The following is a 14,509-nucleotide window of genomic DNA, read 5'->3' as shown; positions in this document are numbered from 1 at the left end:
AGTGGAGCTGCGCTCAGGCGTTCTCGAGCACTATGCCTTCGAGAATCGTCCCCACGATGTAGCAGCGGTCGGCCATGTCTTCGAGGCGTTCATAGACGGTGCGCAGCTTCATGACCTGACGCACTTCCGGCTCTTCGCGGAACAGGCGGGCCATTGCGGCGCGCATGATGTGGTCGGTGTCGTCCTCGATCCTGCCGATCTCCTTGCAGATCTCGAAGATCCGGGCGCTGTTCTTCATGTCCGAGATCAGCGCAACGCCCTGCTTGACCAGCTCGGAAGCCTGCAGGCACAGGTCGGCCAGCTCTTTCGCTTCGGGGGTCAGCTTCTGGATGTCGAACTCATAGATCGTCGCCGCGCAGGACTGCGCGACGTCGAGGATGTCGTCGATCCGGGTCGCCAGCTTGTGGATGTCTTCGCGGTCGAGCGGCGTGATGAAGGTCTTGTGCAGCAGAGCCAGAGTGCCATGAGTGATCACGTCGGCTTCTTTTTCAAGCGTTTCGATCCGGTGCATCCGGGTTTGCAGCTGGTTGATGTCCCCCATCAGGGCTGCCAACTCGCGGGCCCCCTCGACGACTTTGCCAGCCGCTGCATCAAAGGACTCGAAAAAGCGCCCCTCACGGGGCATCAGGCGCGAAAACATAAGAAGGTCAAAGCTCTGAAATAAAAGTGCAATTCTAGATGTTTGCCGGACTTCCTGCACCGTGAGGATCACAAAAACCCGATCCGGCGCAACAGAGGCACGGGACAGCAAGGCGCCTGGCGGGGAAAGAAGCTCACCTCGGGCCCGAGCTGCGGCACAATAACGACCTTTTTTGTTGATGAAGCGCGCGATGACCGATTCGACCCTCCCCGCCGACCCCCTCGCCTCCCTGGCGTCTCGCGACACCCAGATCCAGGCCGCCCGGCTCGCCCAGGAAGCCTTCGCAACCGCTTTCCGCTTGAGCGTCGAGAGCGGCGCCGAGCGCCGGGAAACCGCGCTCGCGACCCTCGCCGGTCATCTCGAGCAGTGGATATTGATGAGCAGCGCGGACGCCCGTCCGCTGCGCCGGGCCCTGGTGCTGACCGGGCTCGATCAGTGGGGCCTGGCCTACTCGCAGATCTTCGGCGCGGAGGCGCTCGGCGGCGTCTCGGATCTGATCGGCCGGCTGCGCAACACGATTTCGGTCGAAGTCGAAGCGGCCTGCCAGGCCCAGCTCGAAGCGATTCGCAGCGATGAGGCGAGCGCCTATGACTTCAAGTTCGAACTGAGGCGGGAGCTGCACCTGGCCCTCTGGCACTCGATGATCGCCAGCGAGGACAGGGACGAAGCCTTCGCGATCATGAAAGCGCTCGGCGGAATGATGCGCTCACTGGTCCGCGAGATGCCGACCCTGGGCTGGCGCCTGCTGGCCGACGCGCTGGCGCTGATCCAGATCCGCTGCCTCGCGCACGCCCTGGCCGGAACCGGCCTCGCGCGCGAGACGACGACCGAGCTCTTTGCCTCGCTGGCGGCCGATCTGCCCGAGGAGATCCGCAACGCGGCGATGAGCCTCGCCTCCGAGTCGGTGCTCGCCTGGCAGCAGGCCCAGCGCGAAGTCCAGCACTGAAACAAAGCTCGCCGCGTCATTCGCGGCGACTTCAGACGATCTCGACGGCGAGCGAACCGACCCCGTCAATCCGCCCTTCGAGCAGATCGTCGCGGACGACCGGGCCGACTCCCTCCGGGGTTCCGGTGAACACGAGATCGCCCGCCTTGAGCTCCCAGAGTCGGGACAGATGGGCGATCACGTCGGGGATGTCCCAGATCATGTCGGCGAGATCCCCCTTCTGGCGGGTTTCACCGTTGACGGTGAGCGCGATCGCGCCGCGCGCGAGCACGGGGGCCAAACCGCGCGGCCGGATCGCCGAGATCGGCGCGGCCAGATCGAAGCCCTTGCCCGAATCCCAGGGCTGACCCTTTTTCTTCGCCGCCGCCTGCAGGTCGCGCCGCGTCATGTCCAGCCCGCACGCATAACCCCAGACCGCGGCATCGGCCGCGTCCCGCGTCAGATCGCGACCGCCCGCGCCGAGCGCGACGACCAGCTCGAACTCGTGGTGCAGATCGCAGGTGGCTTGGGGATAGGGAAGCAGCCCGGTCTGCTCGTGGCCGACCGGCAGCACGGAATCAGCGGGTTTGCAGAAGAAGAAGGGCGGCTCGCGATCCGGATCCTGGCCCATCTCGCGGGCGTGGGCGGCGTAGTTGCGGGCGACGCAGAAGATGCGGCGGACGGGAAAGAGATCGTCGCCGCCGGCGACCGGAACCGCGACAGGCGCGGCGGGAGGGAAGACGTAGCTCATCGTGACCTCGCGTTCAGGACAGACGGCCATTGTCCCCCGCTCCCGCCCGGGAGCCAAACACGCTCCCGGGCGGAGAGGACTTACTTGTCGAGCTGGGCGGCGAGGCGCTTGTTCTCGGCGTCGAGCCAGGTCTTCAGCGGCGCGAAGTATTCGAGCACCGCGGTCGCGTCGACTTCACGCTGACCGGTCATCACTTCGAGCGCATCGGGCCAGGGGCGGCTGGCGCCCATCGCGAGCATCTTCTGCAGCTTCGCACCGGCCTGCTTGTTGCCGGCGATCGAGCACTGGTGCAGCGGACCCTTGAAGCCGATCTCACGGCACAGCGCGCGGTGGAACTGGAACTGCAGGATGTGGGCAAGGAAGTAGCGCGCATAAGGCGTGTTCGCGGCAACGTGATACTTGGAGCCGGCATCGAAGTCCTTCTCGCTGCGCGGCACGGCCGGAGCGATGCCCTGATACTTCGCAGCCAGATCCCACCACGCGGCGTTGTAGTGGTCGGGCTTCACGGCGCCGGAGAACACCTGCCAGCGCCACTGATCGACCATGTAGCCAAAGGGCAGGAAGGCAACCTTGTCGAGCGCACGGTTCAGCAGCACCGCGATCTGGCCCTTCTCGTCGGGCAGATGCTCGATCAGGCCCTTGCTCTTCAGGTAGCCGGGCGTCACCGACAGCGCCAGCATGTCGCCGATCGCTTCGTGGAAGCCGTCGTTCGCACCGGTCCGGAACAGCTTGGGCTGATCGGCGTAGGCGAGGAAGTAATAGACGTGACCGAGCTCGTGGTGGGCGGTGATCAGATCGCCGGCAGTCGGGCGCAGACACATCTTCAGGCGCACGTCGTCCTTCTCGTCGATCGGCCAGGCGCTGGCGTGGCAGACCACGTCGCGGTCGCGCGGACGGGTGAAGAGCGAACGCTCCCAGAACGTGTCGGGCAAGGAGCGCAGGCCGACCGAGGTGAAGAAGCTCTCGGCGATCTTGGTCAGCGCGACGCCATCGAGCTTGCGCGCTTCGAGCGCCGCATCGAGGTCTTCGCCGGCATCGCCTTCGGCGGGTTTCAGAAGCGGGAAGATGTTGCTCCACTCCTGGGCCCACATGTTGCCGAGCAGCTGGGACGGGATCAGGCCGTCGGCGCGGCGCGCCTCGTCGCCGTACTTCTCGATCAGCTTGTAGCGGGTATAGGTGTGCAGGCTGTCGTAGAGCGGCTTGACCTGTTGCCACAGCCTCTCCATCTCGCCAGGGAACTTGTCGGCCGGCATGTCGTAGCCGCTGCGCCACAGCACGCCCAGATCCTTGTAGCCGAATTCGCGGGCACCTTCGTTCGCCAGCTCGACGAAGCGGGAGTATTTGTCGCGGTAGCTCGGCGCGACGGTGCGCCAGCCGACCCACGCATCGCGCAGCGCCTTCGGGTCGCGGCTCTTCGCGAGAACTTCTTCGAGCTGGTCGAGCGTATAGCAGCGACCGGCTTCGGTCGGCGGGCACCAGCGGCCGGCACCGTAGGCGCTCTGCATGCTCGCGAGCACGGTCGAGAGCTCGGCGCGCTTCGCGGCATCATCGGGCGCCGGAGCGGTCGGGCCCTGGCGCAGCAGTTCGAGCTTGCGGCGCTGCTCGGCGCTCAGCGCGAGCTTGCGGTAGGGACGGGATTCGCGCTCCAGCCGCGTCACCAGAGCGTTGCTGTCGCGCGACGCATCGGCAGACAGCGCCTGGGTGTCGAAGGTGATGAAGTTGGTCATCAGCCATTCGGCACGGGTCGCGACGAGGTAATCCTCGCTGAGCTTACGCTCGGCGCAGGCGATGAAATGCTTCGCACCGGCGAGGGAGGGCGCACCGCGTTCGGCGCACAGGGGGGAGGCGGCTTGCGCGATCGGCGCAGCACAGAGCAGCGCGAGCGGCGCCGCGAGAGACAGTATCTTCATCTTCAGCCTGGTCAGGATTAAAGAAAATCGCCCCGTGGGTGGCGGGGCGACCGGACAGGCTGAAACCTTAGCGGATTTGACGCTTTTGGAGAAGCGGCCCGGACGCTCAGCGGCGGCGGAACTGCGGATTGCCGCCGCCCGCCGGTCCCGTGTGGGGACGCTCGTCCTTGTGGCGGAAATTGATCCGGCCCTTGGTCAGATCGTAAGGCGACATCTCCAGCGTCACGCGGTCGCCGGCCAGGATGCGGATGCGGTGCTTGCGCATCTTGCCCGACGCATAGGCATCCACCATCACGCCGTTGTCGAGCGTGACGCGGAAACGCGTATCGGGGAGAACTTCATCAACCACGCCTTCCATTTCGATCAGATCTTCCTTTGCCATCGTGCTTCATCCTTTCCCATCCGTGCGGACGTGTTGTGTTTGCAGAGCCGCTGCGTCCAGATCGAGGAAGACGCCCCGATGTCGGTGAGTCGCAAAAATGCGCTCGGCCTGCCCGAAACGGCGGATTGTGCCCGCACGCTCCGGTATTTGTAAGTCTACTCAGCTATCGCTGCGTGAATTGCCACGCTGCAGCAGCGCTGCAACTGGCCTGCCCCGCCCCGATTCGCGCGACGCAGGCGCCGCCTGACGGGCAGGCTGAGCCGGCCGGCCTTCGCCACGCGAGGGCTGGGCGGCACGCGGCGCGGCCTCGCGCGGCGCGCGAGGAGAAGCTTCGCGGCGATCGCCGGCCGGCTTGGCCGACGGGCTGCGGCTCTGGCCACGGGACTGGCCATTGCCGGCTCCGCCCCGCGAAGAGCGGCCCGCGCCATCGCGGCCGTGCTGGGGACGCGGCGGACGGTTGTCTTCCTCTTCGTCGACGGCCGAGCCGGTTCCGGGTTCGAAGCCTTCGACGACGCAGCGATCGATCTTGCGCTTGATCAGGCGCTCGATGTCGGACAGGAAAGAGCGCTCGTCGGCCGAGACCAGCGAGACCGCCTGTCCGGTGCATCCGGCGCGGCCGGTCCGGCCGATCCGGTGCACATAGTCGGCCGGGACGTTGGGCAATTCAAAGTTCACGACGCGGGGCAACTGTTCGATGTCGAGACCGCGGGCCGCGATGTCGGTGGCGACCAGAACGCGCAGATCGCCGCCCTTGAAGCCGGCCAGAGCCCGGGTGCGGGCGCCCTGGCTCTTGTTGCCGTGGATCGCGGCCGCTTCGATACCGTCCTTGCCGAGCTGCTCGGCGAGGCGGTTCGCTCCGTGCTTGGTCCGCGTGAAGACCAGCACCTGCTGCCAGTCGCCGGTGCTGACCAGGTGCGAGAGCAGAGCGCGCTTGCGGCTCTTGTCGACCGGGTGGACGGTCTGGGTGACCTGTTCGGAATCGGCATTGCGGCGCGCGACTTCGACGGTGGCCGGAGAGTCGAGCAGGCCGTTCGCCAGCGTGCGGATCTCGTCCGAGAAGGTCGCCGAGAACAGCAGGTTCTGACGCTTCTTGGGCAGCAGCGCGAGGATCTTGCGGATGTCGCGGACGAAGCCCATGTCCAGCATCCGGTCGGCTTCGTCGAGCACCAGCACTTCGACTTCGCTCAGATCGACGGTCTTCTGACCGACGTGGTCGAGCAGGCGGCCGGGGGTCGCGACCAGGATGTCGACGCCGCGGCGCAGCGCATCGATCTGCGGGTTGATGCCGACTCCGCCGAACACCAGGGTCGAGCGCAGCGGCAGGTGCTTGCCATAGGCCTTCACGCACTCTTCGATCTGCGCCGCGAGTTCGCGGGTCGGGGTCAGGAACAGCGCGCGGACCTTGCCGCGCTTGGCGGTCGAGCGCGAAGCCATCAGGCGTTGCAGCGTCGGCAGCGTGAAGCCGGCGGTCTTGCCGGTGCCGGTCTGGGCGGCGGCGAGCACGTCGCGACCTTCGAGAATCAACGGAATGGATTGGGCCTGGACGGGGGTCGGGGTCGTATAACCCTGTTCGGTCACGGCGCGCAGAAGCTCAGCCGACAGGCCGAGCTCGGAAAACAGAATGGACAATGAATACTCCTGGACGACGGCCTGCTGAAGGCTAGCGCCTTCGGAACCGGTTCAGGCAGACGAAATCTTGGAAAGGTCGGGGAAGTGCAGGACGGACCGAATGGTCGCCGAGGAAACCGCCACGAAAGGGCGACACATAACCGGAAATCGGTGTCGCACAAGCGGCGCATTGTACACGGCCGCAGCCGGATCGGTCGACTCCCGGGGCTTTACGCATCGTGCATTTGTAACGAAGCGCTAGCCGCCCCTTCGGCTCTTCTCCTCCCTCCCCCGTTGCGGGGGAGGGAGGAGAGGGCTCAGAACGCGTGTTTCGCCGCGATCGGCATCTGCCGGCCGCTGCCGAAAGCGCGCGCGCGCAGCCTCAGGATGGGCGGAGCCTGGCGCCGCTTGTACTCGTTGCGCGCGATCAGGCCGCGAATCCGCGCGACGAGCGCCTGCCCTTCGGCCGTCGCCGTCAGCGCCGCGAACTCGCGCGCGACGAGCGAGCGCTCGCCCGGAACCAGACGCTCGCCTTCGACGAGCTGCTTCAGGATCAGATCGAGCAGCGGATAGGGCGGCAGGCTGTCGCTGTCGCGCTGCCCCGGCGCGAGTTCGGCCGAAGGCTCCTTGTCGATGATCGCGACCGGAATCAGCTCCCGCCCCGCCGCCTCGTTGACGTGGCGGCTCAGCGCGAACACTTCGGTCTTGTACAGATCGCCGATCAGGCCCAGACCACCGTTCGTGTCTCCGTACAGCGTGCAGTAACCGACCGAGATCTCGCTCTTGTTGCCGGTGGTCAGCAGCAGATGGGCGCGCGCATTCGAGAACTCCATCAGGATCGTGCCGCGGATCCGCGCCTGCAGGTTCTCGAGCGCGAGCCCCTGGAGCGGCGCGCCAAAGCTCTGCTCAAAACCGGCCGAGTACTGCGCGACCAGCTCGCGGATCGGATGCGTGTAGAGGGGGATGCCGAGGTTTGCGCACAGCGCGGCCGAATCATCGACGCTGCCGGCGCTCGAGAAGCGCGAAGGCATCGTGACGCCGACAACGTTGTCAGGCCCCAGCGCTTCGACCGCGAGCGCGAGGGTCAGCGCGCTGTCTATGCCACCCGACGAGCCGACGACGACTTTCGCGAAACCGCTGCGCCGCGCGTAGTCGCGCAGGCCCAGCACGATCTGGCGGCGGTAGAACTCCATCGTCGGCAGGCCTTCGGCCGACACCGGCTCGGGCCGCTCACCGGCCGCATCGAGAAAATGTCCGTCACGGAAGATCAGCGTCGCCAGGTCAGCCTCGAAGCGTTTCGCTTCGAAGACGATTCCGGCTTCCGGTTCGACCGCAAAAGACGCGCCGTCGTAGACGAGCTGGTCGTGCCCGCCGATCTGGTTCACATAGATCAGCGGCAGAGCGTGGCGCTCGCTCGCGGCGCGGAGCAGCGCGTGGCGCTGGGCGCGTTTGCCCAGGTTCGACGGGCTCGCGTTGATCGTGACGACGAGGTCCGGCGCCGCGTCGGCGAGGCGCTGCAGAGGATTGACGACATAGTCCTCGCCGGCGTCGTTCCAGCCGTCCTCGCAGATCAGAAAACCGATCCGCACGCCGTCGATGTTGAGCACCCGCGCGACATCGGGTCCGGGTTCGAAATAGCGGCGCTCGTCGAACACGTTGTAGGTCGGCAGCAGTTGCTTCGCGTAGTGCAGCTCGATCTCGCCGTCGCGGATCACCAGCAGGCTGTTCTCCAGCCGCTTGCCGGGACCGATGCGGCGCGTCGGCGCACCGACGACCCAGGCGAGGTGAGGCGTCGCACGCGTCGCCTCGCAGAGCGCCTGCAAGCCCTGATCGACCAGAGCCAGGAAAGCCGGCTCGTCGAGCAGATCGCCCGGGTGGTAGCCGGTCAGCGCCAGTTCGGGAAAGACGACCAGCGCCGCGCCGTCGCGCTGGGCCGCTGCCGCCGCTTCGCGCATCAGCGCGATGTTGCCGTCGATGTCGCCGAGCATCGGATCGATCTGGGCAACGGTGAAGCGAAGTTCCTGCATGGGGGGTTCCTTTGACTCTGCGCGCGTGCCGGTTTTGTAAAAAAAGCTTCGCCGCGAATGATGCTGATCGACGCGGATGAAGCGAGAGCGCAAACCCGGGCCGGAGAGCGGGCAAGCCACGGCCGCTTTGTCCAAAGCTCCGCGTCAAGGCCAAGCGCTCGCCGCACCGTCGAAGAGAGATCATCCGGATTTTATCAGCGCCTCCGACCATCGTCGGTGGCAAGCGATCGATTTTTGACCGATCCGGCCTTGCGCTCAGGCCGCGGCGGGGTGGTGGAAGACCTGGCGCAGATAGGCGAGGAAAGTCTCGTCGTCACAGAGGGTCTTGCCCTCGGCGTCGGACAGCTTGGCGACCGCCTGGCCGTTGCAGGCCACGATCTTCATCACGATGTTCAGCGCCGCGTGCGGCGTGTCATTGGTCAGATCGGTGCCGATTCCGAAGCTGGTCGCGATCCGGCCCTTGAAGTGGCGCCAGATCTCAAGCGCGCGCGGCAGGCTCAGTGAGTCGGAGAACACCAGGCGCTTCGTCGCCGGATCGATCCTGAGCTTGCGGTAATGCGCGATCGCCTTCTCGCCCCATTCGATCGGATCGCCCGAATCGTGACGCAGGCCGTCGAAGAGCTTCGCGAAGTAGAGATCGAAATCGGAGAGGAAGGCATCCATGCCGACGACATCGGTCAGCGCGATGCCCAGGTCGCCGCGGAACTCCTGAACCCAGCCTTCGAGCGCGGCCTTCTGGAAGTCGCGCAGCCGGGAACCGAAGGACTGATAGGCCTGCATGTACTCGTGGGCCATCGTGCCGATCGGCGTCAGCTTGAAGAGGCGGGCCTGGTGCACGTTCGACGTGCCGCGGAAGAACTCGGGCACCTCGCGCGCGAAAGTGCGGACAACTTCGTCATGCCAGGGGCCCGAATAGCGGCGGCGCAGCCCGAAGTCCGAGAAGGTGAAGGACCACTCGGGGTCGGCGCAGAGCTCCGGCGTCACCTGCTTGAGCAAGGCGACCTTGGCCTGGAGCCGGCGTCTGGCCTCGCCGAGGATCTCCGGCCCCGTCGGCAGGCGGCGGAAATACAGCTCGTTGACGATGTAGAGCATGTAGATCTCGAAGCCCATCACATGCACCAGCGGGCCGCGCGCGTGGATCTGCAGCCGCTCGCCATCGGTCGAGACTTCGACGAAGCGGCGCTGGAAGCGGAACACGGTCAGGAAGTCGACGAAATCGCTCTTGATGAAGCGCAGGCCGCTCAGATAGTCGAGCTCATCCTGGGTGAAGCTGAGCGTGCAGAGGTGGTCGAGTTCGCGTTCGACCTCGTCCTTGAGCTCGGCGAGCGGAAACACCGTCTCGTTGCGGCACAGGAAGGAGTATTCGACCTGGGCTCCGGGATGGCTGTGCAGCAGAGCCTGCCACATCGTGAACTTGTACAGATCGGTTTCGAGCAGGCTGCGCACGATCGGCGCTTCAGTGACACCCATTTGCATTTCCTTCAACGGCCGGCCGCGGCCAGCAACTCCCCGGTGGCTTCCTCGCTGGAGAGGATGCGCGCACCGAGCGACTTCATTGCGGCGAGGAAGTCGCGTTGCTGCGCTTCAAAGCCGGCGACGGGACTCATCCCGTCCTCGATCAGAACCAGACGCCGGAGCTCGGGCGGCGAAAACGCCTCGGCGAGGTGTTCGACCGTCGCCTTGACGCAGTGGCTGCCCGCCTCTCCGGCCACATAGAGGACATCGGCTTCGCGCAAACGTTCGAGCAAAACCGCATTGCCCTGAGTGGCCTGATCGTCCGGGTCGGGCACTTCGGCGCGGATCGCGCTGTAGTGCTCGGTCCAGGGATTGAGCCCCTTCGCGACGGTCGCGACGTTGCACTGCGTCGCGGCCGACCATTCGTCGCAGGCGGCGAGCAGATCGGCATGGACGCCCTGCCCCCAGCTGCCGACCCGGCAGTGCACGGGCCAGACCATGTGCTGGTAGCGGCCCGCCGCTTCGAGCGCGTCGAGATAGGCCAGAACCCTGTCCCGGTCGGCGATTCTACGCGGCAGGAAGTCTCCTTCGCGCAGCGCCGCGGCGCTGATCGCCGTGAAAGGCGGCACCGCGGCTCCGTCGCCCTTGCGCCAGAATCCAGGATGGCCGATGTCCAGAAAGTGATGGGAATCGAGCGTCAGCGTGATGCCGGACAAGGCCTCGCCAACCCGGCGGATCAGCGTCGCGATCCGCTTCAGGTCGGCGTCGGCGCCCGGGACGGGAAGAGCCGGTGAAAAAGGCACATCGGTGAGGTCGCAGAAATCGTTCTGCGGATCGATGATCAGCAAGTGGGTTCGGGACATGAGGACTCCGCAGACGACGCACGCCAAGCGCGCACAGAAGTGCAAGTCTATCCGTCCACGACGCAAGAACCCCGCGGAGGTGACGCGAAAACCCCGAAAGCCCCGTTCACGCTATCGTTTCACGATGCCCCACATCGCCCGCGCCCTCCATCACCGAAATTACCGCCTCTATTTCAGCGGCCAGCTGGTCTCGCTGGCCGGCACCTGGATGCAGCAGATCGCGATGGGCTGGCTCACCTACCGGATCACGAACTCGGCCTGGCTGCTCGGCGTCGTCGCGTTCGCGAGCCAGATCCCGATGCTGGTCCTGGGTCCGCTGGGCGGGCTGTGGTCGGACCGCTTCGATCGCCGCAAGCTGCTGATCGCGATCCAGATCCTCGCGATGCTCCAGGCCACAGCGCTCGCCATTTTTTGCTTCACCGGCAGCATAGAGATCTGGCACCTGATCGGCTTCGCGCTGCTGCTCGGCTGCATCAACGCCGTCGACATGCCGACGCGGCAGGCGCTTGCGACCGAGCTGGTCGACGACCCGCAGGATCTGCCCAACGCGATCGCGCTCAATTCCTTCATGATGAACGCGGGGCGGATGATCGGCCCGTCGCTCGCCGGCATCGCGGTCGCGATGTTCGGCGAAGGCTTCTGTTTCGTCATCAACGCGGCCTCCTACCTCGCGGTGATCTGCGCACTCGCCGCGATCCGCACCCGGCCGCGCCCGCGCGCAGTCGCCGCGACGCTCAAGGCGCTGCACGAAGGCTTCCGCCATGCCTGGCACGACGCACGGATCCGCGATGCGCTGATGCTGGTCTCGGGCATCAGCTTCTTCGGCACGTCCTATACGGTGCTGCTGCCGGTCTTCGCCCGCGACATCCACGGCGGAGGCCCGCAGACCTACGGCCTGCTGATGGCCTGCTCGGGCCTCGGGGCGGTCGGAGGCGCGATCTTCCTCGCCAGCCAGCGAGGCGCGGCGGCGCTGCCGAGGATCATCGCCGGAGTCTCCCCTCTGGTCGGAGCGGCGGTCGCTCTGTTCGGCTTCAGCACGACGCTGTGGACCGCGGCCCCGGCCCTCGCGCTGGCCGGCTTCGCGGCCATCACCAGCTTCGTCGCGAGCAACACCTTGATCCAGACCCTGGTGCCCGATTCGCTGCGCGGCCGGGTCATGTCCCTCTATTCGATGTGCCTGGTGGGCGTCTCGCCCTTGGGCAGCCTCGTCGCCGGCGCCAGCGCCGAGCGTTTCGGGGTCCGCACGACTCTGGGGATCAGCGCGGCGCTGGTCTTCCTCGCCGCGCTCCACTTCGGACGGGATCTGCGCCGCCGCGCAGCCTAACTTCCGACCTGAGCCAAGCCCAGCGCCTTGCGGATCGCGACGAGGTCGATGAACAGCCGGCTCGTGCTCTCCACCTCGTCGCGCTGGGCCTGCAGCAGCGTGCGCCGCGCATCGAGTTCGACCAGCGAGTCGGCAAGACCGCTCGCGGTGCGGGCGCGCGCCAGCGCATAGGCTTCCCGGCTGCTGCGCGTCTTCGCAACGAGCTGGGCATGGCGCAGCAACTCGGCCGAATAGGCGTTCAGGCTGTCATCGACTTCGTGCCAGGCGCGCAACACGGTCTTCTGCAGCGCGACCGCGGCTTCCTGCTGCTGAAGTTCGCGCAGCCGGATCGTCGCGCGCCGCCGCCCCTGATCGAAGAGCGGCAGCGACAGGCTGGGGCCGACCGACCACTGAGAGCTTCCCCACTCGCCAAACTTGTTCGAAGTCGTCGATTCGAGCCCGAAGCTCGCGCCGAGCACAACCCGTGGATATAGGTCCGCAGTGGCGACGCCGACGCTGGCGACCGCCGAGTGCAGTTCGGCTTCGGCGCGGCGGATGTCGGGGCGCCGGCGGGCGAGTTCGCCGGGCAGGCCCAGCTTCAGCTCGGGCAGAGCCTCGACGCTGGCCGGCTTGTCGACGTCGGCGAGCTCGGCCTTCAGCGAACCGGGCCTCTTCCCCAGCAGCAGCGTGATCTGGTTGCTCGCCTGCGCCTCTTGGGCTTCGAGCTGAGGCAGGCGGGAGCGCTGATCGGCGAGCAAAGCTTCCTGCTGGCTCAGGGTCAGCGCGTTGACGAGGCCGCTCTTCTGCTGCGCACGGACCATGCTCAGAGTCTCCTCGCTCGCCGCGATCTGTTCGCGGGCGAGGCGCAGCTGCTCTTGGGCAGCACGCAGCTCGAAGTAGTGGCGGGCCAGCTCCGCGCCGAGCGCAAGCTTCACTTCGGCCAGGCTCGCCTCGTTCGCCGCGACGCTGGCATCGGCCGCCTCGACCGAGCGCCTGACCCGGCCCCACAGGTCGATCTCCCAGGACGCGTCGAAGCCCGCCTGATACAGCGAATAGGGATCGGCGAGCTTCTCGGCCAGCGCGTCGCGGCTCCCTGGCGCGATGACCGCGAGCGAGCGCGTCGAGTTGCCGTTCTCGCTGATCTTCTGGCGCGTCGCGCCGCCGCGGGCATCGAGTTTGGGCCCTCGCTGCGCCGTCACCGTGAGCCTCTGGGCACGGCTCTGCGCAAAGCGCAGCGAAGCGCTGACAAGGTCGGGCGTACCACGTTCGAGCTCATCGAGCAGACGATCCAGCACAGGGTCGCCGAAGCCCTTCCAGTCGGGCAGCTCGGCGGAGCCCTGGCGGGCCGGCAACTCGCTCAGAGCCCCGGCTCCGCCGTGCCAACTCTTCCAGTCAGCCGGCGCGACGAGTTCGGGCGCCTTGTAATCGGGGCCGACGGCGCAGGCGCCGAGCAGCACGAGCAGGGCCGTACAGAGGCCTTTTTTTGCAATCAGTTCAGAGCTGAACATGGGAATCCCATTCAGACGAGACGGTGACGGAAAAGCCAGGCCGCGGCCGGCAGTGTGAGACAGGCCATCAGCGCGAGCGGCCACAGATCGGGCAGGATCGTCGCGAGGCCGACGCCCTCCAGATAGACGCGCTGCACCAGATCGACGGCGTAGCGCAGCGGGTCGAGGCGAGTCAGCGCCTGCATCGCGGCGGGCATGTTGCCGATTGGCGTGGTCAGCCCCGAGAGCAGCGAGAGCGGCATCACCAGCACAAACGTATAGAGCATCGCCTGCTGCATGCTGGTCGAGAAGGCCGAGATCGCGAGGCCGACGCCGACGCAAGCGGTCGTGAAGATCAGCAGGCCCAGGTAGAGCGTGGCCAGCGATCCGGCAAACGGGATCGCAAACCAGAAGCGCGCGACGACGAAGACGATGCTGGCCTGGACGAGACCGACCAGCACCGGCGGAATCGCCTTGCCGATCATGATCTGGGTAGGCCTCAGCGGCGTCACCAGCAGCTGGTCGAAAGTGCCCTGTTCGCGCTCGCGGGCGACCGACAGCGCGGTCAGCATCAGGGTCTGCAGCATGCTCAGCATCGCGATGATGCCGGGCAGCATGTTCCAGCGCGTCTCGAGGTTCGGGTTGTACCAGGCCCGGGTATCGATCGACAGAGCCGACGCGCTACCGCCGTGCTCCTTCGCCCAGTCGCGGTTGAAAGCCTCGGCGACGGTGCCGACATAGCCCGCCGCGATGCCCGCCGTGTTCGAGTTGCGCGCATCGAGGATCAGCTGCAGCGCGCTTGCCTCGCCCGCTTCGAGCTGGACCGCGAAGCGGGGCGGGATCTGCAGCACCAGCAGCGCCTTCTGCTCGTCGACGAGCGGTGCGATCTCGGTCGGGCTGGCGAGGGTCGCGACCCGCTGGAACAGCCCCCCTCCTTCGAGCCGGGAGACGAAACGGACGGACGCCGCCGAGTGGCTCTGGTCGAGCAAGGCATAGGGAACAGCCTTCAGATCGTAGCTCGCCGCATAGCCGAACAGCAGCGACTGGACCAGCACCGGCATCAGCAGGATCACCCGGCTCGACGGATCCTTGAGGATCGCCAGCAGCTCCTTGCGGCACAGAAAGAGGATCGCACGCAGAAATTCGGTCATGACACCC

At 66.6% G+C, this 14,509-nt stretch carries 12 protein-coding genes; 2 read left to right on the top strand and 10 right to left on the bottom strand.

Annotated features, from left to right (window positions below; genetic code table 11):
* Window positions 1-13 precede the first annotated feature (13 nt).
* Entirely contained in the window at window positions 14-625 is a 612-nt protein-coding gene (locus ACHFB9_RS01450) for a DUF47 domain-containing protein (RefSeq protein ID WP_417071440.1), read from the bottom strand.
* Between the two features lie 205 nt (window positions 626-830).
* Here ACHFB9_RS01450 and ACHFB9_RS01445 point away from each other — a divergent pair, with 205 nt between their 5' ends.
* Window positions 831-1,586 carry a hypothetical protein gene (locus ACHFB9_RS01445; protein WP_417069202.1) on the top strand — a complete coding sequence of 252 codons (756 nt, stop codon included), beginning with the start codon at window positions 831-833 and terminating at the stop codon, window positions 1,584-1,586.
* Between the two features lie 31 nt (window positions 1,587-1,617).
* On the opposite strand, the gene ACHFB9_RS01440 is transcribed toward ACHFB9_RS01445, so the two are convergent.
* The 7 genes from ACHFB9_RS01440 to ACHFB9_RS01410 form a co-directional block, all read right to left on the bottom strand.
* Complete coding sequence (locus ACHFB9_RS01440; protein ID WP_417069201.1) at window positions 1,618-2,346, bottom strand: fumarylacetoacetate hydrolase family protein; 729 nt, start codon at window positions 2,344-2,346, stop codon at window positions 1,618-1,620.
* A gap of 50 nt (window positions 2,347-2,396) precedes the next feature.
* Window positions 2,397-4,226, bottom strand: a complete 1,830-nt coding sequence (locus ACHFB9_RS01435; protein WP_417069200.1) for a M2 family metallopeptidase — start codon at window positions 4,224-4,226, stop codon at window positions 2,397-2,399.
* A gap of 106 nt (window positions 4,227-4,332) precedes the next feature.
* Window positions 4,333-4,608 carry a translation initiation factor IF-1 gene (gene infA, locus ACHFB9_RS01430; protein WP_417069199.1) on the bottom strand — a complete coding sequence of 92 codons (276 nt, stop codon included), beginning with the start codon at window positions 4,606-4,608 and terminating at the stop codon, window positions 4,333-4,335.
* 159 nt (window positions 4,609-4,767) lie between these two features.
* Entirely contained in the window at window positions 4,768-6,231 is a 1,464-nt protein-coding gene (locus tag ACHFB9_RS01425; RefSeq protein WP_417071438.1) for a DEAD/DEAH box helicase, read from the bottom strand.
* Window positions 6,232-6,533: 302 nt separating this feature from the next.
* Window positions 6,534-8,243: an NAD+ synthase gene (locus ACHFB9_RS01420; protein ID WP_417069198.1), complete on the bottom strand. Its 1,710-nt coding sequence runs from the start codon at window positions 8,241-8,243 to the stop codon at window positions 6,534-6,536.
* 255 nt (window positions 8,244-8,498) lie between these two features.
* The gene (gene pncB / locus ACHFB9_RS01415; protein WP_417069197.1) at window positions 8,499-9,713 is read right to left on the bottom strand and encodes a nicotinate phosphoribosyltransferase; all 1,215 of its coding nucleotides are present in this window, start codon (window positions 9,711-9,713) and stop codon (window positions 8,499-8,501) included.
* Between the two features lie 11 nt (window positions 9,714-9,724).
* Window positions 9,725-10,561: a cysteine hydrolase gene (locus ACHFB9_RS01410; protein WP_417069196.1), complete on the bottom strand. Its 837-nt coding sequence runs from the start codon at window positions 10,559-10,561 to the stop codon at window positions 9,725-9,727.
* A gap of 124 nt (window positions 10,562-10,685) precedes the next feature.
* On the opposite strand from ACHFB9_RS01410, the gene ACHFB9_RS01405 reads away from it, so the two are divergent.
* Window positions 10,686-11,885: an MFS transporter gene (locus ACHFB9_RS01405; RefSeq protein ID WP_417069195.1), complete on the top strand. Its 1,200-nt coding sequence runs from the start codon at window positions 10,686-10,688 to the stop codon at window positions 11,883-11,885.
* On the opposite strand, the gene ACHFB9_RS01400 is transcribed toward ACHFB9_RS01405, so the two are convergent.
* Entirely contained in the window at window positions 11,882-13,372 is a 1,491-nt protein-coding gene (locus ACHFB9_RS01400) for an efflux transporter outer membrane subunit (RefSeq protein ID WP_417069194.1), read from the bottom strand. The two genes, ACHFB9_RS01405 and ACHFB9_RS01400, sit on opposite strands and share 4 nt — an antisense overlap.
* Before the next feature lie 11 nt (window positions 13,373-13,383).
* Window positions 13,384-14,502, bottom strand: a complete 1,119-nt coding sequence (locus tag ACHFB9_RS01395) for an ABC transporter permease (RefSeq protein ID WP_417069193.1) — start codon at window positions 14,500-14,502, stop codon at window positions 13,384-13,386.
* Window positions 14,503-14,509: the final 7 nt, after the last annotated feature.

Source organism: Niveibacterium terrae, from assembly GCF_048213115.1.
Taxonomy (GTDB): Bacteria; Pseudomonadota; Gammaproteobacteria; order Burkholderiales; family Rhodocyclaceae; genus Niveibacterium; species Niveibacterium terrae.
Note: the sequence above shows the minus strand (reverse complement) of the source record. Positions and strands in the feature narration are given on the sequence as shown.